This window comes from Bacillus cereus group sp. MYBK79-1 (genome assembly GCF_051915365.1).
GTDB lineage: Bacteria > Bacillota > Bacilli > Bacillales > Bacillaceae_G > Bacillus_A.
This window is the reverse complement of record NZ_JBQAEO010000005.1, coordinates 1-23,500: the sequence shown is the minus strand read 5'-3', so window position 1 is coordinate 23,500 and position 23,500 is coordinate 1. Positions and strand designations below refer to the sequence as shown.

Here is a 23,500-nt window from a genome sequence, read left to right as displayed (position 1 = left end):
AAAAAAGACCTTCTGATTTTATACATAAAATCAGAAGGTCTTTTTTCATTATACAAGACTTATTACTTTCGTTTTTGTAATTAAATCCTGAAAACCACAATTATCTTTGCGGAATAACATCATATATACGTTACATAATATCGGAATTCCAAGTAGTAATATGTTCGGTAATAACAATACAAAAAATCGTATCGTTAATGTTTGTAATGTTAACTTTTCACTCTTCAATGAAATTAATTTTATTCTTGTTACCTTTTTACCAAGTGTTACACCGTTCCAAATAAAGGGTACCAAAATAAAATATATCGCCATTAATATAAAAACTACTGCGAGATCATATCTATAATCACCAAAACTAATATTAAAGCGATCAAAAATAGCACTATAATTTCCAGTCATAACAGCTACTACTGCACCATACATAACCGAGATTAAAAACATGTCAATTAGGGAAGCACCTATGCGATTCATTACAAGCGCTGGACGATGCATCTTTAACTTCATTTTTATGTCGACTCCTTCATATCCTTCTTTACCCGTCTCATCGTACCACTTCTAAAAAACATTGTAAACTAGCGTTTCTCTTACTTTTCTTGTACAATGTGTTACAACAGCATTGTAAAGGAGGTTCCCATATTGAAAAAATGGATAATCCTATTCGTCGCATTCCTATTAGCCGGTTGTGCTGGAAATACAAATCATATAACGTATACGATTAACGATGAATACGAACTCATACGTACTTCTGGAAATGCATTTGAGCTTTTTCCTTCGCAAGATGCTGTATATGCCACACAATACATCCCTGCAAAAATTACAGACATTGGTTGGGATGATAAATACATTATCGCAAAACAAACTGAGGAAAAGTCAGATCCGAATAACCCTGACGCAGCAATTGCAAATAAAAAAAGTGAGCATTATTGGATTATTGACGTAAAGCATAATAAACGTTTTGGCCCCTATAATGAAAAGCAATTTAATGAACAAAAAGATGCGTTTAAAATTAAGGTGCCTTTTCAAAGTGTAGATTCATACATAGAAGAACAGAAAAAACAGTCAGCATAATATTTTAAGTGCTGACTGTTTTTTCTTGCATGTTTTTAAAAACTTCTTACTCAGAAAGTGAGATGTTAAAAGTTTGTGGCTCTGTTACAACATCTTGCGTTTCTGTATCTGCTGCGATTACATTATCTGTTGTAAACTTAATATCCTTTACCTTTTCTTTTCCATCATCAAGTATTAAGCCGATAATACCATCTCTTGTTTCACCTGGCTTGTAGTCTTCTCTTGATACATTTTTTGTACCAACGAGCGTATCTTCATCATATAAAAAGTTTTGAGTTGCTACTTTAAAATGTTGCTTATCATTAATCGCAACATCATTCATAGAGAAAAATTGCATATTTTTATTCCCGCTATTTTCCACCTTATATGTAATTTCAACGTAACGAATTGTATCACTAATCTCTGTTCCACTTAGCGATGCATATAACTCCGCATCTTCTTGACTTACTTTATCTCCTAATCTACGCTTTACTTCTTCAGTAGTTAATGCCGTATATACTTTTAATGTATTTTTTGCATCTTTACTCATCTGCGATAAAGAGATTACTTTCACATCTTGTACGTGAATTTTCATTGGTGCTGCTTCAAATGTTTGATTCACAGAATGAATCTGTTCTAATTTAAAAGTACCCCACCCTGTTTCTTTCACTTTTTGTCCTACTTTTTTCAGCTCACGCCCGCCATATTCTTTCGTTTCAGGAATAGATTCTTTCTTCTTTGGTTCAGCTTTCTTTTCTTCTTGATGGAAGCAACCACTTAACATAAGAAGAAAACTACATAAAACAAAAATACTTTTCCATGCTTTCATCATTAAATTTCTCCTAACACTATCATTCATTAATATAAATTAGTCCCTTGCTTTGTAAACTATAGAAACAATGAGAAGTCCACAAAACGAACTTGTCAGTCCAGATACTATTATACCCCCTATTTGGAAAATATGAAAATAGGGATCTACGAACGCGTGAACGATAAATATAAGAGCTGCCACAATGATTGCCGAAATCCAATACTTCCTTTTTTCTGAAGCTATCATAATATCTTTTCCTGTTTCATCTCTATACTTCCATAGTACGTATAATAGTAATAAGAAACCAACACATGTACTCCCGTGTTGCATATATTTATACACTGGAATACTATATAATTCTCTTTGTAAAAATGGTATTTTCATAACGAAATAGCCTGTATGATGAGTAAACGCATCCCAAACGACATGCGTTAACATACCAAATAAAGCAGAGTAGCAAAATACAAAGAAATCCTTCCATGTATGAAGCCCCCACCTCTCATCTACTGCATATGTATAGTAGCCTGCAAATGGTTTAGGTAAATTTGTTATAAACGGATTTTTTAAAATGTAATGATACATATATGCTAACAGAAATACAAGTGGTAAATTTAAATATAAGAACCCCAGCCATGTATGCCCAATAACACCATACGGTCTAAAGTGTAAAAAATATTCTAAATCAGGCGCCATACTCCCTAATATAAGAGCCGTTACTGAAATATATTGAGAACGCTTCTTCACAAAAGGGAGAACTGCTGCTGGATGTGCAAATGTAAACGGCATATGTTAACTCCTTTTCATCTTTTCAATAGAATACCATCTATCATAACGAGAGAATTGATCTTGATGCAACATTTATTTTCACATTGGAATATGGTAGTTTACATGTTATAATCCACATGAAATATTCAGAAAATAAGGAGGGGTTCACGTGTCATTAACACTTGCCTTTTTTCTCATTCTACTTATCTTCTTTGTACTTACATACATCGGCTTTTTTCTGTGGAAGCACTTAAAAATTATAAAATATATGCCTGCTCTCGTTGGTTTTATAAGTGTTCTTTTTATTTTCATATGGAAGAGAATGACTTTCGGCTGGGAAGGTCTTGGCTTTGGCGCACTCCAATATACAATACTATTTGCAAGTTGTCTTACCCTTGTGTTTGCTGCTTTTTTAGAATCAAAATCCGTTATGAATTGAGGTTTATATATTGATTGACGTACCCTTTTTAAAAAATGTCACATTAAAAAAAGAAAATATCCCTAGTTTTTCCGCATATCCTTACTGTCTACCCGCTATCCGAACATTACAATCATTAGCTTTCCACCCAAATGTAACATTCATTATTGGCGAAAACGGAACGGGAAAATCAACATTACTCGAAGGAATTGCAATCGCTTTAGGATTTAATGCAGAAGGTGGAACGAAGAATTTCCGCTTTAGCACAAACGATTCACATTCATCTTTACATGAATACCTTCGAATTTCTAAAAGTTTCAATACGCCAAACGATGGGTTCTTTCTTCGCGCTGAATCATTTTATAACGTTGCTTCTTATATTGATGAAATGGATGCCGATCCAGCAGCACGTGGAAATCCAGTTATTGACTCATATGGCGGTACCTCGCTACACAACCAATCACACGGTGAATCATTCTTCTCCTTATTTATGAATCGTTTTTCAGGACAAGGTTTATACATTTTAGATGAGCCTGAGGCAGCTCTATCACCAATGAGGCAACTTTCCATGCTCATTCGAATGCACGAACTAGCGGAACAAGGTTCACAATTTGTTATCGCGACGCATTCTCCTATTTTAATGGCTTACCCTGAATCCACAATATACTCTTTAACACAAGAAGGGATTCACGAATCTACATTAGAAGAAACCGAGCATTACCAAACGACGAAACTTTTCTTTGAAAATCGTGATCGATTATTTCATCATTTATTTGATTCTTAAAAAAAAAGAAGCAGCGATTGCTGCTTCTTTTTTATAGTGCTTCTATAAATAATGCTACCCCAATACCGCCGCCGACGCATAGAGAGGCAATTCCTTTTTCTAACCCGCGTCTCTTCAATTCATGAATTAAACTTACCGTAATACGAGCTCCTGTACAACCGATTGGATGTCCAAGACCTACACCACTACCGTTTACATTCACTTTTTCACGGTCTAAACCTAATTCTTTCTCTACAGCTAGGTATTGAGCCGCGAAAGCTTCATTAATTTCCAGTAAATCAGCATCTTCTAATGACCAATCTACTTTTTCTAACCCTTTACGAATTGCTGGTGCTGGTCCAATACCCATAATTTTCGGATCTACTCCAGCTACTGAATATCCAACAATTCTAGCTAACGGTTGTAAGCCTTTTTCTTTCGCTTTTTCTTCGCTCATTAATACTAGAACAGCACTTCCGTCATTCAGGCCAGATGCATTCCCTGCCGTTACAGATCCATCTTTACGGAAAGCTGGTTTTAATCCTGCTAGTTTTTCCGCTGTAATATCTGCACGTGGATGTTCATCCTTCGAAAATACTATTTCTTTTCTACGTTCTTTTATCGTAATAGGAACAATTTGCTCGTCAAAATATCCAGACTCGATTGCTTGCAGTGCCAATGTATGACTGCGAAGCGCAACTTCATCTTGTTCCTCTCTTGTAATTTCATATTGGTCAACTAGATTTTCAGCTGTTTCACCCATCATAATATGGTGGATTGGATCTTCTAGTACTTCCCACACCGTATCACGAATCTCTCCGTGCTGTAGACGTTGTCCCCAGCGGTGCTGTTTTAATGCATAAGGGCTTGAACTCATTGCTTCTACTCCACCTGCAATAACAACATCACTTACACCTAATTGAATTTGCATTGCAGCTGACATAATTGCTTGCATACCTGAAGAACATTGGCGTTGGATTGTATAACCTGTAACTGTGTCAGGGAATCCTGCCGCTAATGCAGCTGTTCTTGCCGTATTTGCTTCATCAGTTCTTTGAATACAATGACCTAAAATTACTTCATCTACTTCGTGTGGTTCTACCCCGCCTCGTTTTACAGCTTCCTGAAGTACAGGAACAGCTAATTCTACTGGCGTTACATTTTTTAGCGCTCCCCCAAAAGTTCCAATTGGTGAACGAACTGCAGCTGTAATAACAACATTATGCATTTTTTACTTGCCCCTCTCTTATGTACCCTAGTCAGTTTTTAGGTGAAATTCCATAAGATGTATGTCTACCTCTATCATACTATAAACATACTAAAAAATCAAAATATTTAATATAATAAAAATAGAAGGAATTAACCTTCTATTCTGTTAATGCATATAAAAATTTTTGTAAAATTTTCTCTGTCGTTTCATTCAATTTCGGTAACTTATCTACCGGAAAATATTGAAGCTGTAATCCTTCATGATCGAGTTTTAATTCTCCACTCACATGATGTCCCTGATACAGATGAATAACATTAAAAATTTCATCTCCATTTGGATAACGGAAATATACTTCCTTTCCTGAAAGAACACCAAGAAATTGCATGATTTTTGCACTTAGCCCCGTTTCCTCGAATAATTCTCTACGAGCAGTTTCTTCTGTCGTTTCCCCTAGTTCCATCGCACCGCCAGGCACACCCCAATCATATGTATCTGAACGATACTGAAGCAATACTTCTTGATTTTCATTTAATATAATAATTGCTGATCCTACTAAAATAAGTGGTCTCGTACCAACGACTTTGCGTAACTCTTCAATATACCCCAATATGTAAACTCTCCTTTCCTCACCCTCCCTTATCATAACAAAATTTTTCTCCTTTTGTTGATGTAATTTCCAAGAAAAAAAAGGAAGCTCTCGCTTCCTTTTTTTCATTTCTATTTCTTAAAACTTTCATATTTTACAGCTTCAAAAGCTTCTTCAATTTCATCATTACGATAATGGACGTATGTAAAACGCCCTAATTCTACTAATCTTGCTATTTCTTGTAACGCTTTATGTTGCTCATATGTTTCTTGCAACTTAATATGTACATAAAATTTCATTAATGGATGTTCGTATAAAGGTTCTCCCACCTCTACATATACATCTTCAACCCCTTGCACAACTCTTACATAACTTGCAAATTGATAAAGAGCTTCTCTGTCTGAAACGATTTTTAATGTATACATATATTCTCCCCCTTTTCTTTACTATATCAAAAAGATGACCACACCATGTTATCGAACTATGAAATTTTTTCGACTTGTCATCTATATATTCATGTAATAAAGAAGGCATTTATCCATACATAGCACCTTTTCCCAACATATATTATAGGAAGAATTTTTTCAGTTGAGGTGTTCCTTATGGATCCATACGTCAATATATGCATTTGCATTACTCCAGGCGCCGATATTTCTAATGACCGTATCGCAAAAGATATAGCAGTTGCAGAGTCAATTTGGCACCCGATTACATTTCAAATTAAAGAAGTAATTATTTTAAATGAACTTTTCCGTTTTTCTGACCGTGAAATTAGTTATAAAAACTCTATTCAAAGTCAGGAAAAATTATCATCCTTTTTCCAAACATGTGTAAATGAAGCTCCTGAATGCGACCTTTATATTTGTTATATTGGCAGTGATTATTTCAAAGAAACAGCCGTAATTGCCTGCGCTTACTCTTTAGCAAAACAACAGCAACTTACTGGTTATATCGTGTTAACAAATTCAGCTGCTCCTATGAAAAATATATATACGCTCGCTCACGAAATCGGTCATATATTATTTACAAGACGTGTTCACGGAAAGCTTACTCACGCAGATCCTCATTCCCCAACTGGCTCAGAGCACCATCCTTCTCCAACAAATCTTATGTATCCGATAGTCCCGCGCCCTGAAAATGTCCATATTCATTCCTTATTAACAAACGAACAAAAAGAGCTCTCTTTACAAAGCTCTTTATTACAAAGAAAAAAACAGTAACTGTCATGTTACTGTTTAAAACACCTTATTTAATTAATAAACCCATTCCTGGCTGCTAGAAATACAAATAATCAACTAAACATAAATGTAATCCTTCTAAAAATCAAAATATAGTATTTCTTTGGAAATAATTTTTGTATATTCAAGGCAGCCTTTTTTTCTATGTAACTCCTAGTTTACACTTTTTCGTTCTTCATTTTTGAAAGACCATCGCATTAATACATATAAACTTCCGTACAGAAGTAAAGGCTCTAGCATTCCCCAATATGGGTTTTGTTCCCCTAATTCCTTAAATACAAACATAATTAATAGCGGTATGATAACAGCTAATATTCCAATCCATCCAAGTATAAATGCTTCAGCAACTAACAGCACAATTAAGATAGTTCCAGCTAATATAAAACTTTGCATAGTAGTTAATTGTAATACAGGTGTCCCGTACCATTTATTCATAAACATTAATAATACTAGTAATAAAATCGGTAGCAAAGCTGCTATATAAATAATGCTAAATTCTTTTATTTTGCTCTTAAATGATGAAATTTTAAAAGCAAATATAATTCCTGCAACAGTAACCATTAATACAATTGGATATCCAATCAACTGCACATTCGTTAATACAAATTCATGATTAGGACTTTCAAATAAAATATTTGTAAGTAACCAATATCCACCTATCCCAATTATCATTCCTAAAATGCTCTTTATACTCCCGCTTTTATCCTTCTCCATCTCTTTCGCCAACTCTTTCGCATACTCTTTTGGTGAATCACCAAATATATCCTTTACCGTCTTTCCTTCTTTCTCACCTTCTATTAAATGAAGTTCTGCATCTTCTAAAAAGGCATCCACATCTTCTTCTTTAATTCCTTTTGTTATTAAATACACTTTCGTATCAATTAAAAACTTTTCTCCTTCTTTAGAAATCTGCATGATAGCCCCTCCCTTATTTAACCGATTCTCTTCTATTCGTCTTCAGCATAATTTCAAGGAAAATTAAAATAAACAAACTTCCGTATAAACATATAATTTGAAATAACATTGGCATAAGATCTTCTGATGTAAATGTTTTAAACACTAACATAATAGAAAGCGGAATGATTAAATATAAGTTTTTAAACCATCCTTCAAAATACATATTTATCGCTACTGTGATAATAAAAATAGCTCCAGCTAATATATAACTTTGCGTTTGGGTGAATGTAAACATTTTTGTAGGATATATTACATCTAATATCGTAACAACTCCTATTAAAAACATTGGCGCAATCATAACTAAAAACCACATAAAAAACCACGTTTTTGTAAAACTTGTTACGAAGGTCATTTTGCGAAGTAGAAAATTTGGACCCATAACAACTAAAATCAATGACAAACTATATCCAACACATTGAATAAGTGACATCTGTAATAATCCGTTATTTACTATTAGGATAGAAGCAATAATCCAAAACGATACGATATTCATTACTGTAAAACCAATTTGCTTCCACGTTTCCTGTCTATCCTTTTCCATTACTTTTACAAGTTCATTTGCATATTCTTTCGGTGAGCTTCCGAAAATATCTTCTACACTTTTCCCATCACCCTCGATTAAATGGAGTTCTGCATCTTCTATAAAATTTTCAATATCTCTTTCTTTCACACCCTTTGCCGCTAAAAATAATCTCATTTCTAATAAAAACTTTCGTGCTTCACTTGATAGCATTATTTTTTTCTCCCCTTCCCCTCAAGTAGACGCTCTACACTACTTTGCATCGCTTCCCAGCGATCCATAAATTCATTAAGCGCTTCCTCGCCTTTTTCTGTTAATGTATAATATTTTCGCTTTGGGCCAGATGGAGATTCCTTCATTACACTTGTTATTAATCCTTCCTTTTGCATTCGTATTAATAACGGATAAATACTTCCCTCACTCGCCATTGTAAAGCCATACTTCGCTAGCTTTTCACTCATTTCATAACCGTATATTTCACCTTCAGAAATAATAGCAAGTAAGCATCCTTCTAAAATCCCTTTCAGCATTTGACTTGTCGACATAATTCAAATCCTCCCACTATCTTGTTTTACAAGATAGATAAGCGTAAGTATCTTGCTTTACAAAATAGTATAGCAGAGACTATTTTGTAAAGCAAGATAGCTAACAATATTTTTCCAAATCTTTGCAGGATTTTTATTATCCCCTCTCTAAATAGAGCAATATGAGAACTTTATTACGAAGGGATGTTTTTCATCATGGTTACAAATCGAGTTGTCTTTTTAACAGGTGCTGCAAGTGGTATTGGTTATGAAATGGGAAACGCTTTTGCAAAAGAAGGTGCAAAAGTTGTTATTACCGATCGTCTTGAAGAACGGGCAAAAGAAGCTGCTGAACAATTACAAAAAGAAGGCTATCAAGCTATCGGTTTAAAATGTGATGTTACATCTGAAGAAGAAATTACAGCTGCAATTTCTCAAACAGTTACTCATTTCGGTTCATTACATATATTAATTAACAACGCAGGAATGCAACACGTTTCACCAATTGAAGATTTTCCAACCGAGAAGTTCGAATTACTTATTAAAATTATGCAAATCGCTCCTTTTATCGCAATTAAACATGCCTTCCCGATCATGAAAAAGCAAAAGTATGGTCGTATTATTAATGTAGCTTCCATTAATGGCCTCGTTGGATTTGCTGGAAAAGCTGCCTATAATAGCGCCAAGCATGGCGTAATTGGATTAACAAAAGTTGCCGCTTTAGAAGGAGCTACGCACGGAATTACCGTTAATGCACTTTGTCCTGGTTATGTCGATACCCCTCTTGTACGTAATCAACTACAAGATTTAGCTACAACACGAAATGTACCACTTGAAAATGTTTTAGAGGATGTCATTTATCCACTTGTCCCACAAAAGCGCTTATTACAAGTACAAGAAATCGCTGATTATACTATGTTTTTAGCGAGCGAAAAAGCAAAGGGTATAACTGGGCAAGCCGTTGTTATCGATGGTGGCTATACTGCTCAATAAAGCGAAGGCTTTTACTGCCCGCAAATAGCGGGATAAAAAATAAAGTTTGCTCACGAAGAGCAAACTTTATTTTACTTTCTATCGCGAGGACCTTCCTACTTTAGTAATTGTTTAGGGAGTTTCTCGATTGCAACAATTACTCCATCTAATTTACTTTCAATACGATGGAGTAAATATAATGTTACAACAATCGGAAACCCTACATTACCTACCATCCTGATCCACTCTTCCATCTTTTTTGCCCCCTTTCATTCTATAAATAAGAGAAAAGAAAACATTTAGGCATAAAAGACAAGCTATTTTATATTAGCTTGTCTTTCAAATAATGATGCAATTTCCAGTTTATAATCCCCGCGTATAATCCCTTTTTCAGTAATAATACCTGTAATTAATTCATTAGGCGTTACGTCAAATGCAGGATTATAAACATCAGTTCCAATTGGTGCCACTTGTTTTCCAAACATTTTCGTAACTTCTGTTTCATCCCTTTCTTCAATAACAATTTCTGCACCTGTTTGTTTCGTAATATCAAACGTAGATAACGGAGCTGCAACATAGAACGAGATATCGAAATACTTTGCTAATATAGCTAAATTCATTGTTCCGATTTTATTTGCAGTATCTCCATTTGCGACAATTCGGTCCGCTCCTACAATAATCGCGTTTATTTCTTTCGTTTGAATAGCATGAGCTGCCGTATTATCTGTAATAAGTGTTACATTAATATTTGCCTGTTTTAATTCCCAGGTCGTTAAACGCCCGCCTTGTAAAACCGGTCTCGTTTCACACGCATACGCATGTAAACGTACACCTTTTTCTTTCCCCATATAAAACGGTGCTAATGCAGTACCATATCTAGCAGTTGCAATACTTCCAGCGTTACAAATTGTTAAAATATTATCACCGTCTTTAAAACATGATAATGCATGTTCTCCAATACTTCGGCATACCGTTTCATCTTCTTTTTGAATGCGAAGCGCTTCTTCTTCTAATATTTTGTGTGCTTCTTTTATTGTAGTGATTTCTCGAATCGATTCTCTCATACGATCAATTGCCCAAAATAAATTAACTGCTGTCGGGCGTGACGTTCCTAAATAATTGCAATCTCTATTAAATTTCTTTTGAAATTCTTCAATATGTACTGTGTTATATTTTTTTGATGCAAGCGCCAAACCAAATGCAGCTACAATTCCAATTGCAGGTGCTCCTCGTACTTCTAGCATGACAATACTTTTCCATACCTCTTCAATCGTCGTTAACGTTTTGTATTCTGTGCTATGCGGCAACTTTGTTTGATTTAATACTGCAATGGCATCACCTTTCCAACTGACAGACCTCGGGACAGTAACAATTGTACTCATGCTTTTACCCCTCTAGAAACTGTCTGTTGAAATAACGTTCGGAACAGTTGAATATCCGCGCTCTTAGATTCATATTTTATTAGTTCTTTCCCTAAGAATAGCGCTTGTTTCTTAGCTTGAATTCTCGTTTCTTTATTTGCTATTTCATCTAAATCAGCTACATGCGCTAAGCCAATTGTTCTTCGGATAAGCTCACATCCGACGAATCCAACTGCATCCGTAAAAATATTTTGCAAAATAATTGGCAACCATTGTTTCTCTTTCGTATATGCTTCTACACCTTCTCCAATCCATAACTTCGTAAAAGCTTCTACAAAATAACTCCACGTCTTCTCAATATGGAAAAATAGCACACTTCTCTGTTCTTCTTCCCTAGATAGAGCATTTAATAATAGATTTGCAATAAATTGACCAAGGTCAAATCCAAATGGGCCATATGTTGCAAATTCCGGATCAATCACTTTCGTTTCAGAAGGCGATGAAAAAATACTACCAGTATGTAAATCACCGTGAATAAGCGCTTCTTTTCTCGTTAAAAATTTATATTTATATTGTGCGACTTTTAACTTTAAATTTTTGTCACTCCACAATTCATCAACCGCTAGTTGTAACTCTGGCTCATAATCATTCGTATCGTAATGACCAAATGGATCTGTAAACACTAAATCTTCTGTAATCTTACAAAGGTCTGGGTTTACAAATGCACCTTCTAGTACCCTTTTCTCTTCTGATTCTAACCCGAAATCTGAAGTATAAAACAAAACATGCGCTAGAAAACGACCAATATGTTGGGATAAAAGTGGGTACTCCTCTCCATCTATTAATCCTTTTCTTGTAATTGTTAGCCTTGATAAGTCCTCGATGACTGTTACTGCTAACTCTTCATCATGACTGTACACTACCGGCACATATTCCGGTACATACTTCGCAAAAATTTGTAATGCTTTACTTTCAATCGTCGCTCTTTTTATAGACAATGGCCAGCTCTCACCAACTACTTTCGCATACGGCAGTGCTTGTTTTATTATAATAGACTTCTCTCCGTCATCTAATTTGAACACGTAATTTAAATTTCCATCTCCAATTTCATGACAAACTACATTTGCTTTCTTTTCAAAATAACCATGTTCTTTCGCATATTGTATAGCTGTTGTTTCAGTTAATGAATAATATCCCATCGTCTTCTCCCCCTTTTAAATTCAGAGGTTTTTCTAACACAGAAAAACCTCTTTCCACTAAGAAAGAGGTTTGAAGTTTACCTTCTCCCCTCTTATCTGCCAGAAAGTTTTACTTTCTGCTGGAATTAGCACCGTGCCTTTTGGCGTCATAAACGCCCCATTTCACAATGGTATTACGGTCGGTTGCTGGGCTTCATCGGGCCAAATCCCTCCACCTGCTCTTGATAAGAGTTGTATAATTTTTTAGAATTTTTAACTTTATGTTGAAGACTATACCAAGAATAAAAATCGCTTGTCAACATTTTATTTGTATAATTCTGGACGACGATCTGCAAAAACTGGAATTCCTTTGCGTACTTCTTTAATTTTCTCAAAAGTAAGCTCTCCAAATAAAATGGATTCTTCTTTATTCGCTTCTACAACAACTTCGCCCCAAGGATCGACAATTAAAGAATGACCGGCAAACTCATTATTCGGATCCTTTCCTGCCCTATTACATGCAACAACATAACATTGATTTTCAACTGCTCTTGCTTGCAATAACAAACGCCAATGTGCTAACCGAACTAATGGCCATTCTGCTACAACAAATAAAACTTTTGCACCTTTAGCGGTATGGACGCGCATCCACTCCGGAAAACGAATGTCATAACAAATTGTGCCGGCGCACTCTACATTATCTAGCTTAAATTCACCTGTACTATTTCCAGCGATTAAATATTTATGTTCATCCATAAGCTGAAATAAGTGCACTTTACTATATTCATTAATTAGTTCTCCTTTATTAGTTACAACATACATTGTATTTGTAACACCTTGCTCTGTTTGCTTCGCTATAGACCCACCGACAATATGTACACCATATTGCTTCGACCATTCTTTCAGCTTTTCTTTCGTTTGCAATCCATCCCTATCTGCAATTTCAGTAAGCCTCGTTAAATCATATCCCGTTGTCCATAGTTCTGGTAAGACAATAACATCTGGTCTTTCCTTCATCGCTTCGCTTATTTTATTTTTAGCATTCTCAATATTTTTTTCTACATCTCCAAAGACAATATCCATTTGAATACATGCGACTTTCATTTTGTCAGCCCCATTCTTAATTTTTTCTTTACAAAATACTGGAAAGATTATATCATTTGTCACTAGAATTGTAACAACTTTCAAAAGAGGTGGAAAGTATGAAATTATTTCAACATTCTGAGATAGTAACATCATTGCCTACACAATTTTTCGCTTCACTTGTTGCAAAAGTTAACAAAGTCGTAGCAGCTGGTCACGATGTTATTAATCTAGGTCAAGGTAATCCAGATCAACCAACACCGCAGCATATCGTAAAAGCTTTACAAGATGCTGCAGAAAAGACCATTCATCATAAATATCCGCCATTTCGCGGACATGAAAGTTTAAAAGAAGCCGTGGCAACATTCTATCAACGTGAATATGATGTAGTAGTAAATCCCAAAACAGAAGTTGCTATTTTGTTTGGTGGAAAAGCTGGATTAGTAGAATTACCACTTTGTTTTACAAACCCTGGTGATACGATTCTCGTTCCAGATCCAGGCTATCCAGATTATTTATCAGGAGTTGCTTTAGCAAAAGCACAATTTGAAACAATGCCGCTACTTGCAGAAAATAATTTTTTACCAGATTATACGAAAGTTGATGACTCTATTGCCGATCGTGCAAAGTTAATGTTTTTAAACTATCCAAATAATCCTACTGGTGCTACTGCATCAAAAGATTTCTTTGATGAAACCATTCATTTTGCTAATGAACATAATATATTAGTCGTTCATGATTTTGCTTACGGTGCCATTGGATTCGATGGTCAAAAACCTGTTAGTTTCTTGCAAGCAGACGGTGCTAAAGATACAGGTATTGAAATTTACACTCTATCAAAAACTTTCAATATGGCTGGATGGCGTATCGCTTTTGCAGTAGGGAATGAAAGTGTCATTGAAACAATTAACCTATTGCAAGATCATATGTATGTTAGTATTTTTGGTGCAGTTCAAGATGCTGCCCGCGAAGCACTATTAAGTTCACAGTCTTGCGTAATAGATCTTGTAAATAATTACGAATCTCGAAGAAACGCTCTTGTTTCAGCTTGTCACTCAATTGGCTGGAATGTAAACATTCCAACCGGCTCATTCTTTGCATGGCTTCCTGTACCAGAAGGATATACCTCTGAGCAATTTTCTAATATTTTACTAGAAAAAGCACACGTTGCAGTTGCTCCTGGTGTTGGGTTTGGTGAACATGGCGAAGGATATGTCCGTGTTGGTCTCTTACATACAGAAGATAGATTACGAGAAGCCATTAATCGAATTGATAAATTAAATTTTTTCAAAAAGTAATTGACAATATGAAAAATATCTGACAAAATTCAGTTATCTTAAAAATTTAAACATTTCTAAATACTTCTTATCAAGAGCAGGTGGAGGGACGAGCCCGACGAAACCCGGCAACCGATCTACAATTGTAGACACGGTGCTAATTCTCGCAGCATTACGCTGACAGATAAGGAGCTGGTTGTAAAAAAACCTCTCCTTAGCTGAGAGGTTTTTTTATTTAACTAGGAGGTTATAACAATGAGCGGAATTATAGCGACATATTTAATCCATGATGATTCACATAACTTAGAAAAAAAAGCTGAGCAAATTGCACTCGGTTTAACAATTGGCTCTTGGACTCATTTGCCACACTTATTGCAAGAACAATTAAAACAGCATAAAGGCAACGTCATTCATATTGAGGAATTAGCTGAACAAGAACATACCAATTCTTATTTACGTAAAAAAGTTAAACGTGGGATTATTAAAATCGAATATCCGTTATTAAACTTCAGTCCAGACTTACCAGCAATTTTAACAACTACATTCGGAAAGCTATCACTTGATGGCGAAGTGAAATTAATCGACTTAACTTTTTCAGACGAGTTAAAAGAGTATTTTCCTGGTCCAAAGTTCGGGATAGATGGTATTCGAAACCTTTTACAAGTGCATGAGCGTCCCCTTTTAATGAGCATTTTCAAAGGAATGATTGGACGAAATATTGGATATTTAAAAACGCAATTACGCGATCAAGCAATTGGTGGTGTAGATATAGTAAAAGATGATGAAATATTATTTGAGAATACATTAACACCGCTTACGAAACGCATTGTATCTGGAAAAGAAGTTTTAGAATCCGTATATGAAACATACGGACATAAAACGTTATATGCCGTAAATTTAACAGGACGGACTTTTGATTTAAAAGAAAATGCGAAACGCGCAGTACAAGCTGGAGCAGATATTCTATTATTTAACGTATTTGCTTACGGACTAGATGTACTACAATCACTTGCAGAAGATGATGAAATCCCAGTTCCTATTATGGCACACCCTGCTGTAAGTGGTGCTTACTCAGCATCCAAGTTATATGGAGTTTCCTCTCCATTATTACTCGGAAAGCTACTACGTTATGCTGGCGCGGACTTTTCATTATTCCCATCTCCATACGGAAGTGTTGCACTAGAAAAAGAGGAGGCTCTTGCTATCTCAAAATATTTAACTGAAGACGATGCATTTTTCAAGAAGAGTTTTTCTGTTCCGTCTGCTGGTATTCACCCTGGTTTCGTTCCCTTTATTGTACGAGATTTTGGTAAAGATGTTGTTATTAATGCTGGCGGCGGGATACACGGACATCCGAATGGGGCGCAGGGCGGCGGTAAAGCTTTCCGTACTGCAATTGATGCTACGTTGCAAAATAAACCTCTCCATGAAGTAGATGACATAAATTTACATAGTGCACTACAAATATGGGGAAATCCCTCTCATGAGGTGAAATTATGAGTATTCAAGTATTTTGTGATTTCGATGGCACGATTACAAATAATGATAACATTATGTCCATTATGGAAAAATTCGCACCACCAGAAGCTGAAGAAGTAAAGAATAGAATATTATCACAAGAGCTATCTATTCAAGAAGGTGTTTCTCAATTATTTCAATTAATACCTACTAATCTACATGATGATATGATTCAATTTTTAATAGAGACTGCTGAAATCCGTAGTGGTTTTCATGAATTTATACAATTTGTAAATGAAAATAATATTTCGTTTTACGTTATATCAGGTGGAATGGACTTCTTCGTCTATCCACTCTTACAAGGACTCATTCCAAAAGAGCAAATTTACTGTAATGAAACAGATTTTTCAAGTGAATACATTACCGTTAAGTGGCCTCATCCTTGTGATCATCATTGTCAAAATCATTGCGGATTATGCAAATCATCACTAATCCGTAAATTAAGTGATACGAATGACTTCCATATTGTGATTGGAGATTCCATTACTGATTTACAAGCTGCAAAACAAGCGGATAAAGTATTTGCACGCGACTACCTTATTACAAAGTGTGAAGAGAATCATATTGCTTATACACCTTTTGAGACATTTAACGATGTTCAAGCTGCATTAAAACATTTGTTGGAGGTGAAATTATGAAACAACTTTTTCGTCAATGGTATGACTTAAGCGAGATAAAAAAAGAATTAACAATACGAAATTGGTTTCCTGCAACGAGTGGTAATATTTCTATAAAGGTTAGTCATGAGCCACTTACTTTTCTTATTACAGCAAGTGGTAAAGATAAAACAAAAACTACTCCAGATGATTTTCTATTAGTAGATCATCTAGGTGTTCCCGTATTAGAGAGTGAATTACGCCCTTCAGCAGAAACAATATTACATACACATATTTATAACAATACGAATGCCGGGTGCGTACTTCACGTTCATACAACTGATAACAATGTCATCACAAATTTATATAGTGATACAGTCACCCTTCAAAATCAAGAAATTATTAAAGCTCTTGATATTTGGGAAGAAGGTGCAACAATTCACATTCCTATTATCGAAAACCACGGCCATATCCCAACGCTTGGTGAAAACTTCCGAAAGCATATACAAGGCGATTCGGGAGCAGTATTAATCCGTAATCACGGTATTACCGTATGGGGCCGAGATAGCTTTGATGCAAAGAAAAGATTAGAAGCTTATGAGTTTTTATTCCAATTTCATATAAAACTATTATCAATTCAAGGAGGCGTTTCTAATGGCGCAAATTCGTATTCATGAAATAAATACTCGCATTGAAAATGAGGTGGAAGTATCTAAATTTCTACAAGAGGAAGGCGTTTTATATGAGAAATGGAACATCTCTAAGCTTCCTACTCATTTAAATGAAAATTATTCGTTAACAGATGAAAACAAGGCTGAAATATTAGCTGTGTTTTCAAAAGAAATCGCTGATGTTTCAGCGCGCCGAGGTTATGAAGCACATGATGTCATTTCCCTTTCAAATAGCACACCTAACCTTGACGAATTATTAATTAATTTCCAAAAAGAACACCATCATACTGATGATGAAGTTCGCTTTATTGTTAGTGGGCATGGCATCTTTGCCATTGAAGGAAAAGATGGAAAATTCTTTGACGTTGAACTTGAACCAGGCGATCTCATATCTGTTCCTGAAAATGCAAGACATTATTTTACCTTGCAAGATGATCGTCAAGTTGTAGCTATTCGTATTTTTGTTACAACTGAAGGCTGGGTTCCAATCTATTAAGGTAGTTAGTTGAATAAAAGGACTTGGACCCCCTTTTCCAACCTTTTATTCACTCTACATATATACATCCTCCTATGGAACAGGCTTATTTCAAAAAATGAAATAAGCCTGATTTTTTATTTTCTCAAACATATGAGCCCTTCTATTCAAAAGTAATCTCTCCTTCTATTTTTTAAGTGAATTTTTTAACACTTTTTGAACATTTATTGAACTTTTTTTGAATTTTTTCTGAAAATTCTGTTTTGTATATGATATACTACAATTAACTAATAAGGAAAAGAATATCGCAAACAGAGGGGGATAATCATGAGTTTACTTATCGCACTTATACTAGGGGTTACGTGTGGAGCACTTCCTGTTATTCTAGGAGCTATTATGGAAGAGTTGGAAGTTGGTGTTTTAGGTTTTGTCGCATCTTGTGTAAGCGCTTTATTTTTTGGCTTATTCGGTGCTATTCCTGTTTCAATTCTGTGTGCATTTTATATAGTACGCCATGCTCGTGCAAAACAATTCGGTCCTAATCATATCGCACAAGTTATTCCATTCCCAATCGAACGATGCCGCCAGGCTTCTAGCTTATAATTGTCAAATTAAAAATAAATAAAAGTCCTCAAATGAGGACTTTTATTTATTTTCTTCTAGAAATTGAAACAATTCTTGTAGATGCAAGACGTCTTCACTATAGCTAACAGATACGTGACATATACCGTCAATCTCTGCTTGCATATAAAGGTCAACTCCATCTCGATCATATTTCAATGCTAAATAAAACTCCATTTCTTCTAGCATCTTTTTTGAAGTTCGAATAACGTAATGCCCTTGCTCATCTCTTCCATATTCGAATTCCGGTTCAAAATCATATTTTTGTTTAAAAGCTTCTTTTTGTTTTTCATTAATTTGTATACAAGTTGCTCGTTGTACAGTATCAATCATCTCATCAAATTTTTGAAGATCCATCTCATTTACCCCCTTATGTACTTTTTGTATAACACTTGTGTTCCGCTATTCTCTTCCCCATCTTTCATTAACTCTTCATACAATTCCTTTGCCAAACTTAAACCTGGTACTGGTAATTGCAATTTTTCAGCCTCATCTAAAGCAATCTTCATATCTTTCATAAAATGCTTTACATAAAACCCTGGTTCAAAATCTCCCTTTAACATTCGAGGAGCTAAATTACTCAATGACCAGCTACCTGCTGCTCCCGTTGAAATACTCTCTAATACTTTATCAGGATCTAATCCGGCCTTTTTCGCATAAGCAACAGCTTCACATACTCCAATCATATTAGAAGCAATCGCAATTTGATTGCACATTTTTGTATGTTGTCCACTTCCAGCTGGCCCTTGCAACTGAATATTTGTTCCTAGTTTTTCAAATAACGGTAAACATTTTTCATATATTTCTTTTTCGCCACCGACCATAATTGCGAGTCTTGCTTCTTTCGCACCGACGTCTCCTCCAGATACAGGTGCATCTAACGTATATATATTCTTACTTTTACCAGTTTCATTAATACGTTTTGCCAATGTTGGTGTAGATGTCGTGAAATCAATTGCTATCGTGCCTTCATTTGCATTCTCCAAAATTCCATCTATCCCAAAGTACACTTCTTCTACATCATGTGGATATCCAACCATAGTCATTACAACATCCACTTGCTTTACTAACTCTTTCGGTGTATCACACCAATTTGCACCATCTTGCACTAAAGAGTCTGTTTTCGCTTTTGTTCTATTATATACATATACTTTATGACCGTCTCGCATTAAATGACGCACCATACTTTTTCCCATTACACCAATACCGATGAAACCTATTGATACATTTTTACATTCCATTTTCTCATCCCCTTTGTTCTAATAAATCACTTACCATCTTTCGGAACTCGTTATTAAAATCATCATCCATACTATTTTTCACATTTGAAAATAAAATAACAAAAGTACCTTTTTCTTTATTAAAATTATTGAACGTGTTCCAACCAGATAGTACACCATGATTATGAAAATAATCTGGATATATGTAAAAACTAAATGCATATTTTCCTTCTGTTGAAGGTGAAAACATCGCTTGTATACTTTGTTCAGAAAGAAGTTTCCCATTTATAATCGCTTCGTCTAACTTCTTCATATCACCAACTGTCGTATACATCTCACCGCATCCGTATAACCAGTCCATTAACAATTTTTGTGCAGGTTCAAGTACATTCTCTTTCTTAACATATCCTTTCGTAAAATGCGGATCTCCCTGAACCATATTGCCCATACCAGATTCATGCATTTCTGCTTTAGTAAATATATTTTCTTTTATGTAATCTCCTAAAGGCTTTTTTGATATGCTTTCTATAATATAGGCAAGCACCATATAATTATAATCTGTATATCTCCAACCTGTTCCTGGTGGAAATTCTAATTTTTGGCTTCCAATCCAATTTACTAAGTTTATACGAGAAGCAGCATTCACTTTCCCTTTTCCGCTTTCCGGTAAACCTGATGTGTGTGTTAACAAATGATATAAAGTAATATTTTTATCTACTGGAAAAGAGGGAATATATTTATTTACATTGTCTTGAATATTTAGCTTCCCTTGTTCCTGCAACTGTAAAATAGATGTGGCCACGACTGTTTTCGTAATAGAACCGATACGATATTTTGTTTGAGGTGTATTCTCTATCTTATTTTGAACATCAGCATACCCATATCCTTTATTCAATATAACATGCTCTTTATCTGTTACTAAAACCGTTCCATTAAATTGCTTTCCTATCAAATATTGATCTAACTTTTGAGATATACTAGCATAATCAATTTGTTGTTCTTCTTTTTCTTCTATATTCTCTTGTACTTCTGATTCAATAGTAGGATTTACCTTAGTTGTTAATACAGTATTTTCCTTTATATTGGGATTATAGAGAAAATAGTATACTCCAACACAAACTACAGCAGACAGCGAAGCTATCGTCATTATTTTTTTTATCATATTGCTCCTCCATAATTCCTTCGTTCAAAATCCCTCCCACATTCTATTATCGAACAATAAAAAAAAATCGCAACAATTTGTTGCGAAAAATCACTTTTTTTCTTTTCTATATACGCATACTTGATTTTTCCCATTTTTTTTCGCTTCATATAATGCAATATCCGCTCGTTGCATTAATTCTTCTCTTGTAATCCCTTTTTCATATAATGCAACTCCAAAACTCGCTGTTAATTTCGAAATTCCTGAGAATTGCTTTGTTTCAATGAAAAATCGTAATGATTCCGCAACCTGAAATGCTTCTTTTTCTACTGTATTCGTTACTAATATAATAAATTCTTCGCCTCCCCACCTTGCAAATACATGTTGCTGCTCCACTTTAGATTTCATAAGCTCTGCAAGCTGAATTAACGCTAAGTCACCAAAATCATGGCCATATGTGTCATTTACTGTTTTAAAATTATCTATATCAAATAAAATAAGTGCTATGTTTTCATTATTACGTATCGCATTATCCCATTCTACTTCTAGTATTTGTTGGAATTTCAAACGATTATAAATCTCCGTTAACGAATCTATCATAGCAAGCCTTTCTTGTTCTTGATAGATTTCATCTAATTCTGTAATCTCTGTACACTTTACAATAAATCTCGATAAATCTTCTGGCAATGGTGTCGCACGTAATAAAAAAGTTGACACTTCCCCTTCATAGTTGGACATCTTAATTCTTCTATCATATGCTAATGTATCATCTAACCATGTTATATCATGAGTTGTTGAATAGTATCCATTTTCTCTAATAAAATGTTCAGCAAATACTAAATGTTGCTCACGGTAGGCGAACAAATTTTCATAGCCAAAAAACTCTAAAAAATTTGTATTGCAATCAACAATCTCATCGTCTTCTACTATGAATAATAGATCATTTCGAAAATCAAACATCGTTTGAAGTAGTTCTTGTTGCAAACTTACTTGTCGCACTAAAGAAAGCTGATACAAACTTTTATTCACTTCCTCTAACACCATTTGTGGAGTCACAGGGGCTATCACAATATTACGGATCCCTAACGTAAGCACCTCTGTAAACTCACTGGTTATTTGTTGATCCCAAATGACAATAAAAGTACTCTGTGGATTATACATATTCTTAATATATTTTATTTGAGAAAAATCTGTTACATACATAATTACAATATGTGGTTTAGTCCTCTGAAACAACAATTCTCCTTCTTCAAAACTATTTGCTATAAACATACATTTTGGATGGATATTTTCTATCGTTTGTTGATGTGTACATCCATTTTCTATATAAAGGACATTTAACTGAAGATCTTGTAATACATTTTGGAAAACCGTATTCTCTAATAAAAAATGTAGTATGTTCATCACTAGTCTTCACTCACTTCATATATCTTGTTCTACTGAATTCCTCACAAACATTTTATAAAAGACTGTTCTTTAAAAACTTTAATGAGTGAGGGATACATGTTAACAAGCTCATTGAGAATGTTATCTTCGCTTTTTCACTCTATAAATTCCTTTTTTAGTGTATGATTATAGGAATTGTATCGTTTGTATGAATGCCCTAGCTCCCACTTTAAAACTTGACAATTAAAATCAATATATTATATTCTTAAATTCGATAACTTACAAAATGTAAGTAGTATATATTACATGTATTTTTTCATTATTTGATATGTAATTTGGAGGATATATAATGACAAACGCTAACTTTTTTAATGTTCTATATGAACGCACATCTACACGTGCGTTCAACCCAGAGAAAGAAATTTCATCTACGGAGTTACACGAGATTTTAAAGGGAGCTGCTCAAGCACCTTCTGCTTGGAACTTGCAACACTGGAAATTCCTTGTATTCCAAGGTGAAGATGTACAGAAACGATTACATCCAATTGCTTATAACCAGCAACAAATTCTTGATGCTTCTGCTGTAGTCGCTATTTTAGGTGATTTAGAAGCTTATAAAAACGTCGAACCAGTTTATGGTCCAATTGTAGAACAAGGATTTATGAAAGAAGAAGCAAAAGAGCGCTTAGCTAAAAATATTGAGTCTGCATATGCTCGTGAGCAATTCCCAAGAGATGCTGCCTTTTCAAATGCATCTTTAGCAGCAATGCAACTTATGCTTGCAGCTAAAGCCACTGGCTGGGATACTTGCGCTATTGGTGGTTTCAACCCACAAGCACTTACAGAAGAATTCAATGTTTCATCTCGCTACGTACCAATTATGCTTATTACAATTGGTGAATCAACTTTAAAAGGTCACCCTGCACCACGAATGAGCGTAGAGCAAGTGAGTGAATGGGCAAAATAATAAAGTGAAACTTTAATCAATGTGAGGGTCTTACTGCCCGTTAATACAAGAAAAAAAGAAACGAAGGTAATTTCATTACCTTCGTTTCTCAGGCTGTGGAGAAAGTCTTCTCCACAGCCTGTTTTTGTGTCTGAACCTCTTTTTATGTGTCAACACTGATAAAAAAGAGGAAAAGGAGAGATTTCTTATGATGGG

The 23,500-nt window shown here is 34.9% G+C and carries 29 protein-coding genes and 2 riboswitches; of the genes, 12 read left to right on the top strand and 17 right to left on the bottom strand.

Going from position 1 to position 23,500, the window contains the following annotated elements; genetic code table 11:
* Nucleotides 1-48: 48 nt before the first annotated feature.
* On the bottom strand, nucleotides 49-504 hold the full coding sequence (locus ACTFOB_RS10535) for an RDD family protein (RefSeq protein ID WP_151632859.1): 456 nt from the start codon (nucleotides 502-504) through the stop codon (nucleotides 49-51).
* A 132-nt stretch (nucleotides 505-636) separates the two neighbouring features.
* On the opposite strand from ACTFOB_RS10535, the gene ACTFOB_RS10530 reads away from it, so the two are divergent.
* Entirely contained in the window at nucleotides 637-1,068 is a 432-nt protein-coding gene (locus ACTFOB_RS10530) for a DUF3997 domain-containing protein (protein ID WP_151632861.1), read from the top strand.
* Nucleotides 1,069-1,114: 46 nt separating this feature from the next.
* Here ACTFOB_RS10530 and ACTFOB_RS10525 read toward each other — a convergent pair whose 3' ends face one another.
* Together ACTFOB_RS10525 and ACTFOB_RS10520 are read right to left on the bottom strand one after the other, a co-directional pair.
* Nucleotides 1,115-1,879, bottom strand: a complete 765-nt coding sequence (locus ACTFOB_RS10525; protein WP_440025888.1) for a hypothetical protein — start codon at nucleotides 1,877-1,879, stop codon at nucleotides 1,115-1,117.
* 36 nt (nucleotides 1,880-1,915) lie between these two features.
* Nucleotides 1,916-2,644: a DUF4184 family protein gene (locus ACTFOB_RS10520; RefSeq protein ID WP_440025887.1), complete on the bottom strand. Its 729-nt coding sequence runs from the start codon at nucleotides 2,642-2,644 to the stop codon at nucleotides 1,916-1,918.
* A gap of 148 nt (nucleotides 2,645-2,792) precedes the next feature.
* Here ACTFOB_RS10520 and ACTFOB_RS10515 point away from each other — a divergent pair, with 148 nt between their 5' ends.
* Nucleotides 2,793-3,062: a hypothetical protein gene (locus ACTFOB_RS10515; RefSeq protein ID WP_440025886.1), complete on the top strand. Its 270-nt coding sequence runs from the start codon at nucleotides 2,793-2,795 to the stop codon at nucleotides 3,060-3,062.
* A 10-nt stretch (nucleotides 3,063-3,072) separates the two neighbouring features.
* Nucleotides 3,073-3,825 carry an AAA family ATPase gene (locus ACTFOB_RS10510; protein WP_440025885.1) on the top strand — a complete coding sequence of 251 codons (753 nt, stop codon included), beginning with the start codon at nucleotides 3,073-3,075 and terminating at the stop codon, nucleotides 3,823-3,825.
* A 31-nt stretch (nucleotides 3,826-3,856) separates the two neighbouring features.
* Here ACTFOB_RS10510 and ACTFOB_RS10505 read toward each other — a convergent pair whose 3' ends face one another.
* The 3 genes from ACTFOB_RS10505 to ACTFOB_RS10495 form a co-directional block, all read right to left on the bottom strand.
* Complete coding sequence (locus ACTFOB_RS10505; RefSeq protein ID WP_000552069.1) at nucleotides 3,857-5,032, bottom strand: acetyl-CoA C-acetyltransferase; 1,176 nt, start codon at nucleotides 5,030-5,032, stop codon at nucleotides 3,857-3,859.
* A 139-nt stretch (nucleotides 5,033-5,171) separates the two neighbouring features.
* Complete coding sequence (locus ACTFOB_RS10500; RefSeq protein WP_151632869.1) at nucleotides 5,172-5,621, bottom strand: NUDIX hydrolase; 450 nt, start codon at nucleotides 5,619-5,621, stop codon at nucleotides 5,172-5,174.
* 110 nt (nucleotides 5,622-5,731) lie between these two features.
* Nucleotides 5,732-6,025, bottom strand: a complete 294-nt coding sequence (locus tag ACTFOB_RS10495; RefSeq protein ID WP_440025884.1) for a DUF3928 family protein — start codon at nucleotides 6,023-6,025, stop codon at nucleotides 5,732-5,734.
* A 177-nt stretch (nucleotides 6,026-6,202) separates the two neighbouring features.
* Between ACTFOB_RS10495 and ACTFOB_RS10490 the strand changes: the two genes are divergently transcribed.
* A complete protein-coding gene (locus tag ACTFOB_RS10490) occupies nucleotides 6,203-6,820 on the top strand; it encodes an ImmA/IrrE family metallo-endopeptidase (protein ID WP_440025883.1) in 618 nt (205 codons plus the stop codon).
* 171 nt (nucleotides 6,821-6,991) lie between these two features.
* Here ACTFOB_RS10490 and ACTFOB_RS10485 read toward each other — a convergent pair whose 3' ends face one another.
* Genes ACTFOB_RS10485 through ACTFOB_RS10475 form a run of 3 tightly spaced genes read right to left on the bottom strand, consistent with a single transcriptional unit; the run spans nucleotide 6,992 to nucleotide 8,860 of the window.
* Nucleotides 6,992-7,753 carry a DUF1129 domain-containing protein gene (locus ACTFOB_RS10485; RefSeq protein ID WP_440025882.1) on the bottom strand — a complete coding sequence of 254 codons (762 nt, stop codon included), beginning with the start codon at nucleotides 7,751-7,753 and terminating at the stop codon, nucleotides 6,992-6,994.
* A gap of 13 nt (nucleotides 7,754-7,766) precedes the next feature.
* Nucleotides 7,767-8,528 carry a DUF1129 domain-containing protein gene (locus ACTFOB_RS10480; protein ID WP_440025880.1) on the bottom strand — a complete coding sequence of 254 codons (762 nt, stop codon included), beginning with the start codon at nucleotides 8,526-8,528 and terminating at the stop codon, nucleotides 7,767-7,769.
* A complete protein-coding gene (locus ACTFOB_RS10475) occupies nucleotides 8,528-8,860 on the bottom strand; it encodes a PadR family transcriptional regulator (protein WP_000107987.1) in 333 nt (110 codons plus the stop codon). Before ACTFOB_RS10475 ends, ACTFOB_RS10480 begins: the two co-directional genes overlap by 1 nt.
* Nucleotides 8,861-9,055: 195 nt before the next feature.
* On the opposite strand from ACTFOB_RS10475, the gene ACTFOB_RS10470 reads away from it, so the two are divergent.
* Nucleotides 9,056-9,832: a 3-hydroxybutyrate dehydrogenase gene (locus tag ACTFOB_RS10470; protein ID WP_440025879.1), complete on the top strand. Its 777-nt coding sequence runs from the start codon at nucleotides 9,056-9,058 to the stop codon at nucleotides 9,830-9,832.
* Nucleotides 9,833-9,927: 95 nt separating this feature from the next.
* Here the strand turns inward: ACTFOB_RS10470 and ACTFOB_RS10465 are convergent, their stop codons facing one another.
* The 4 genes from ACTFOB_RS10465 to ACTFOB_RS10450 form a co-directional block, all read right to left on the bottom strand.
* A complete protein-coding gene (locus ACTFOB_RS10465) occupies nucleotides 9,928-10,065 on the bottom strand; it encodes a YvrJ family protein (RefSeq protein ID WP_000393345.1) in 138 nt (45 codons plus the stop codon).
* A 63-nt stretch (nucleotides 10,066-10,128) separates the two neighbouring features.
* Entirely contained in the window at nucleotides 10,129-11,193 is a 1,065-nt protein-coding gene (mtnA, locus tag ACTFOB_RS10460) for an S-methyl-5-thioribose-1-phosphate isomerase (protein WP_440025878.1), read from the bottom strand.
* Nucleotides 11,190-12,371 (bottom strand): S-methyl-5-thioribose kinase, encoded by a 1,182-nt coding sequence (gene mtnK / locus ACTFOB_RS10455; protein ID WP_440025876.1) that lies wholly within the window; start codon nucleotides 12,369-12,371, stop codon nucleotides 11,190-11,192. Before mtnK ends, mtnA begins: the two co-directional genes overlap by 4 nt.
* An 89-nt stretch (nucleotides 12,372-12,460) precedes the next feature.
* Nucleotides 12,461-12,602, bottom strand: a riboswitch (SAM riboswitch).
* A 72-nt stretch (nucleotides 12,603-12,674) separates the two neighbouring features.
* Nucleotides 12,675-13,538 carry a carbon-nitrogen family hydrolase gene (locus tag ACTFOB_RS10450; protein ID WP_440025874.1) on the bottom strand — a complete coding sequence of 288 codons (864 nt, stop codon included), beginning with the start codon at nucleotides 13,536-13,538 and terminating at the stop codon, nucleotides 12,675-12,677.
* Nucleotides 13,539-13,552: 14 nt separating this feature from the next.
* On the opposite strand from ACTFOB_RS10450, the gene ACTFOB_RS10445 reads away from it, so the two are divergent.
* The 6 genes from ACTFOB_RS10445 to ACTFOB_RS10420 all read left to right on the top strand — a co-directional run bounded on the left by ACTFOB_RS10445 (nucleotide 13,553) and on the right by ACTFOB_RS10420 (nucleotide 18,573).
* Nucleotides 13,553-14,731 carry a pyridoxal phosphate-dependent aminotransferase gene (locus tag ACTFOB_RS10445; protein WP_440025873.1) on the top strand — a complete coding sequence of 393 codons (1,179 nt, stop codon included), beginning with the start codon at nucleotides 13,553-13,555 and terminating at the stop codon, nucleotides 14,729-14,731.
* A 64-nt stretch (nucleotides 14,732-14,795) separates the two neighbouring features.
* Nucleotides 14,796-14,901: riboswitch (SAM riboswitch) on the top strand.
* A 64-nt stretch (nucleotides 14,902-14,965) separates the two neighbouring features.
* A complete protein-coding gene (mtnW, locus tag ACTFOB_RS10440) occupies nucleotides 14,966-16,210 on the top strand; it encodes a 2,3-diketo-5-methylthiopentyl-1-phosphate enolase (protein ID WP_440025871.1) in 1,245 nt (414 codons plus the stop codon).
* Nucleotides 16,207-16,866, top strand: coding sequence for a 2-hydroxy-3-keto-5-methylthiopentenyl-1-phosphate phosphatase (gene mtnX / locus ACTFOB_RS10435; protein WP_440025869.1), 660 nt, complete (start codon nucleotides 16,207-16,209; stop codon nucleotides 16,864-16,866). The genes mtnW and mtnX overlap by 4 nt, the downstream gene beginning before the upstream one ends.
* The gene (locus ACTFOB_RS10430; RefSeq protein WP_440025867.1) at nucleotides 16,863-17,501 is read left to right on the top strand and encodes a methylthioribulose 1-phosphate dehydratase; all 639 of its coding nucleotides are present in this window, start codon (nucleotides 16,863-16,865) and stop codon (nucleotides 17,499-17,501) included. The genes mtnX and ACTFOB_RS10430 overlap by 4 nt, the downstream gene beginning before the upstream one ends.
* Complete coding sequence (locus ACTFOB_RS10425; RefSeq protein WP_440025865.1) at nucleotides 17,479-17,991, top strand: 1,2-dihydroxy-3-keto-5-methylthiopentene dioxygenase; 513 nt, start codon at nucleotides 17,479-17,481, stop codon at nucleotides 17,989-17,991. The genes ACTFOB_RS10430 and ACTFOB_RS10425 overlap by 23 nt, the downstream gene beginning before the upstream one ends.
* Before the next feature lie 306 nt (nucleotides 17,992-18,297).
* Nucleotides 18,298-18,573, top strand: coding sequence for a hypothetical protein (locus ACTFOB_RS10420; protein ID WP_440025864.1), 276 nt, complete (start codon nucleotides 18,298-18,300; stop codon nucleotides 18,571-18,573).
* 42 nt (nucleotides 18,574-18,615) lie between these two features.
* Here ACTFOB_RS10420 and ACTFOB_RS10415 read toward each other — a convergent pair whose 3' ends face one another.
* The 4 genes from ACTFOB_RS10415 to ACTFOB_RS10400 form a co-directional block, all read right to left on the bottom strand.
* On the bottom strand, nucleotides 18,616-18,948 hold the full coding sequence (locus tag ACTFOB_RS10415) for a DUF3909 family protein (protein WP_440025862.1): 333 nt from the start codon (nucleotides 18,946-18,948) through the stop codon (nucleotides 18,616-18,618).
* A gap of 5 nt (nucleotides 18,949-18,953) precedes the next feature.
* Nucleotides 18,954-19,832 (bottom strand): NAD(P)-dependent oxidoreductase, encoded by an 879-nt coding sequence (locus ACTFOB_RS10410; protein ID WP_440025861.1) that lies wholly within the window; start codon nucleotides 19,830-19,832, stop codon nucleotides 18,954-18,956.
* 4 nt (nucleotides 19,833-19,836) lie between these two features.
* Nucleotides 19,837-20,973, bottom strand: coding sequence for a serine hydrolase (locus ACTFOB_RS10405; RefSeq protein ID WP_440025860.1), 1,137 nt, complete (start codon nucleotides 20,971-20,973; stop codon nucleotides 19,837-19,839).
* A 90-nt stretch (nucleotides 20,974-21,063) separates the two neighbouring features.
* On the bottom strand, nucleotides 21,064-22,356 hold the full coding sequence (locus ACTFOB_RS10400) for a GGDEF domain-containing protein (RefSeq protein ID WP_151632905.1): 1,293 nt from the start codon (nucleotides 22,354-22,356) through the stop codon (nucleotides 21,064-21,066).
* Between the two features lie 331 nt (nucleotides 22,357-22,687).
* On the opposite strand from ACTFOB_RS10400, the gene ACTFOB_RS10395 reads away from it, so the two are divergent.
* Nucleotides 22,688-23,305, top strand: coding sequence for a nitroreductase family protein (locus ACTFOB_RS10395; protein WP_151632907.1), 618 nt, complete (start codon nucleotides 22,688-22,690; stop codon nucleotides 23,303-23,305).
* The last annotated feature ends 195 nt before the right edge of the window (nucleotides 23,306-23,500 follow it).

What these genes read in the sequence shown, in the direction of transcription:
- ACTFOB_RS10535 (WP_151632859.1), bottom strand. Translation starts at nt 504, where the DNA reads ATGAAGTTAAAGATGCATCGTCCAGCGCTTGTAATGAATCGCATAGGT.
- ACTFOB_RS10525 (WP_440025888.1), bottom strand. Translation starts at nt 1,879, where the DNA reads ATGATGAAAGCATGGAAAAGTATTTTTGTTTTATGTAGTTTTCTTCTT.
- ACTFOB_RS10520 (WP_440025887.1), bottom strand. Translation starts at nt 2,644, where the DNA reads ATGCCGTTTACATTTGCACATCCAGCAGCAGTTCTCCCTTTTGTGAAG.
- ACTFOB_RS10505 (WP_000552069.1), bottom strand. Translation starts at nt 5,032, where the DNA reads ATGCATAATGTTGTTATTACAGCTGCAGTTCGTTCACCAATTGGAACT.
- ACTFOB_RS10495 (WP_440025884.1), bottom strand. Translation starts at nt 6,025, where the DNA reads ATGTATACATTAAAAATCGTTTCAGACAGAGAAGCTCTTTATCAATTT.
- ACTFOB_RS10490 (WP_440025883.1), top strand. Translation starts at nt 6,203, where the DNA reads ATGGATCCATACGTCAATATATGCATTTGCATTACTCCAGGCGCCGAT.
- ACTFOB_RS10485 (WP_440025882.1), bottom strand. Translation starts at nt 7,753, where the DNA reads ATGCAGATTTCTAAAGAAGGAGAAAAGTTTTTAATTGATACGAAAGTG.
- ACTFOB_RS10480 (WP_440025880.1), bottom strand. Translation starts at nt 8,528, where the DNA reads ATGCTATCAAGTGAAGCACGAAAGTTTTTATTAGAAATGAGATTATTT.
- ACTFOB_RS10475 (WP_000107987.1), bottom strand. Translation starts at nt 8,860, where the DNA reads ATGTCGACAAGTCAAATGCTGAAAGGGATTTTAGAAGGATGCTTACTT.
- ACTFOB_RS10470 (WP_440025879.1), top strand. Translation starts at nt 9,056, where the DNA reads ATGGTTACAAATCGAGTTGTCTTTTTAACAGGTGCTGCAAGTGGTATT.
- ACTFOB_RS10465 (WP_000393345.1), bottom strand. Translation starts at nt 10,065, where the DNA reads ATGGAAGAGTGGATCAGGATGGTAGGTAATGTAGGGTTTCCGATTGTT.
- mtnA (WP_440025878.1), bottom strand. Translation starts at nt 11,193, where the DNA reads ATGAGTACAATTGTTACTGTCCCGAGGTCTGTCAGTTGGAAAGGTGAT.
- mtnK (WP_440025876.1), bottom strand. Translation starts at nt 12,371, where the DNA reads ATGGGATATTATTCATTAACTGAAACAACAGCTATACAATATGCGAAA.
- ACTFOB_RS10445 (WP_440025873.1), top strand. Translation starts at nt 13,553, where the DNA reads ATGAAATTATTTCAACATTCTGAGATAGTAACATCATTGCCTACACAA.
- mtnW (WP_440025871.1), top strand. Translation starts at nt 14,966, where the DNA reads ATGAGCGGAATTATAGCGACATATTTAATCCATGATGATTCACATAAC.
- mtnX (WP_440025869.1), top strand. Translation starts at nt 16,207, where the DNA reads ATGAGTATTCAAGTATTTTGTGATTTCGATGGCACGATTACAAATAAT.
- ACTFOB_RS10430 (WP_440025867.1), top strand. Translation starts at nt 16,863, where the DNA reads ATGAAACAACTTTTTCGTCAATGGTATGACTTAAGCGAGATAAAAAAA.
- ACTFOB_RS10425 (WP_440025865.1), top strand. Translation starts at nt 17,479, where the DNA reads ATGGCGCAAATTCGTATTCATGAAATAAATACTCGCATTGAAAATGAG.
- ACTFOB_RS10420 (WP_440025864.1), top strand. Translation starts at nt 18,298, where the DNA reads ATGAGTTTACTTATCGCACTTATACTAGGGGTTACGTGTGGAGCACTT.
- ACTFOB_RS10415 (WP_440025862.1), bottom strand. Translation starts at nt 18,948, where the DNA reads ATGGATCTTCAAAAATTTGATGAGATGATTGATACTGTACAACGAGCA.
- ACTFOB_RS10410 (WP_440025861.1), bottom strand. Translation starts at nt 19,832, where the DNA reads ATGGAATGTAAAAATGTATCAATAGGTTTCATCGGTATTGGTGTAATG.
- ACTFOB_RS10405 (WP_440025860.1), bottom strand. Translation starts at nt 20,973, where the DNA reads ATGATAAAAAAAATAATGACGATAGCTTCGCTGTCTGCTGTAGTTTGT.
- ACTFOB_RS10400 (WP_151632905.1), bottom strand. Translation starts at nt 22,356, where the DNA reads ATGAACATACTACATTTTTTATTAGAGAATACGGTTTTCCAAAATGTA.
- ACTFOB_RS10395 (WP_151632907.1), top strand. Translation starts at nt 22,688, where the DNA reads ATGACAAACGCTAACTTTTTTAATGTTCTATATGAACGCACATCTACA.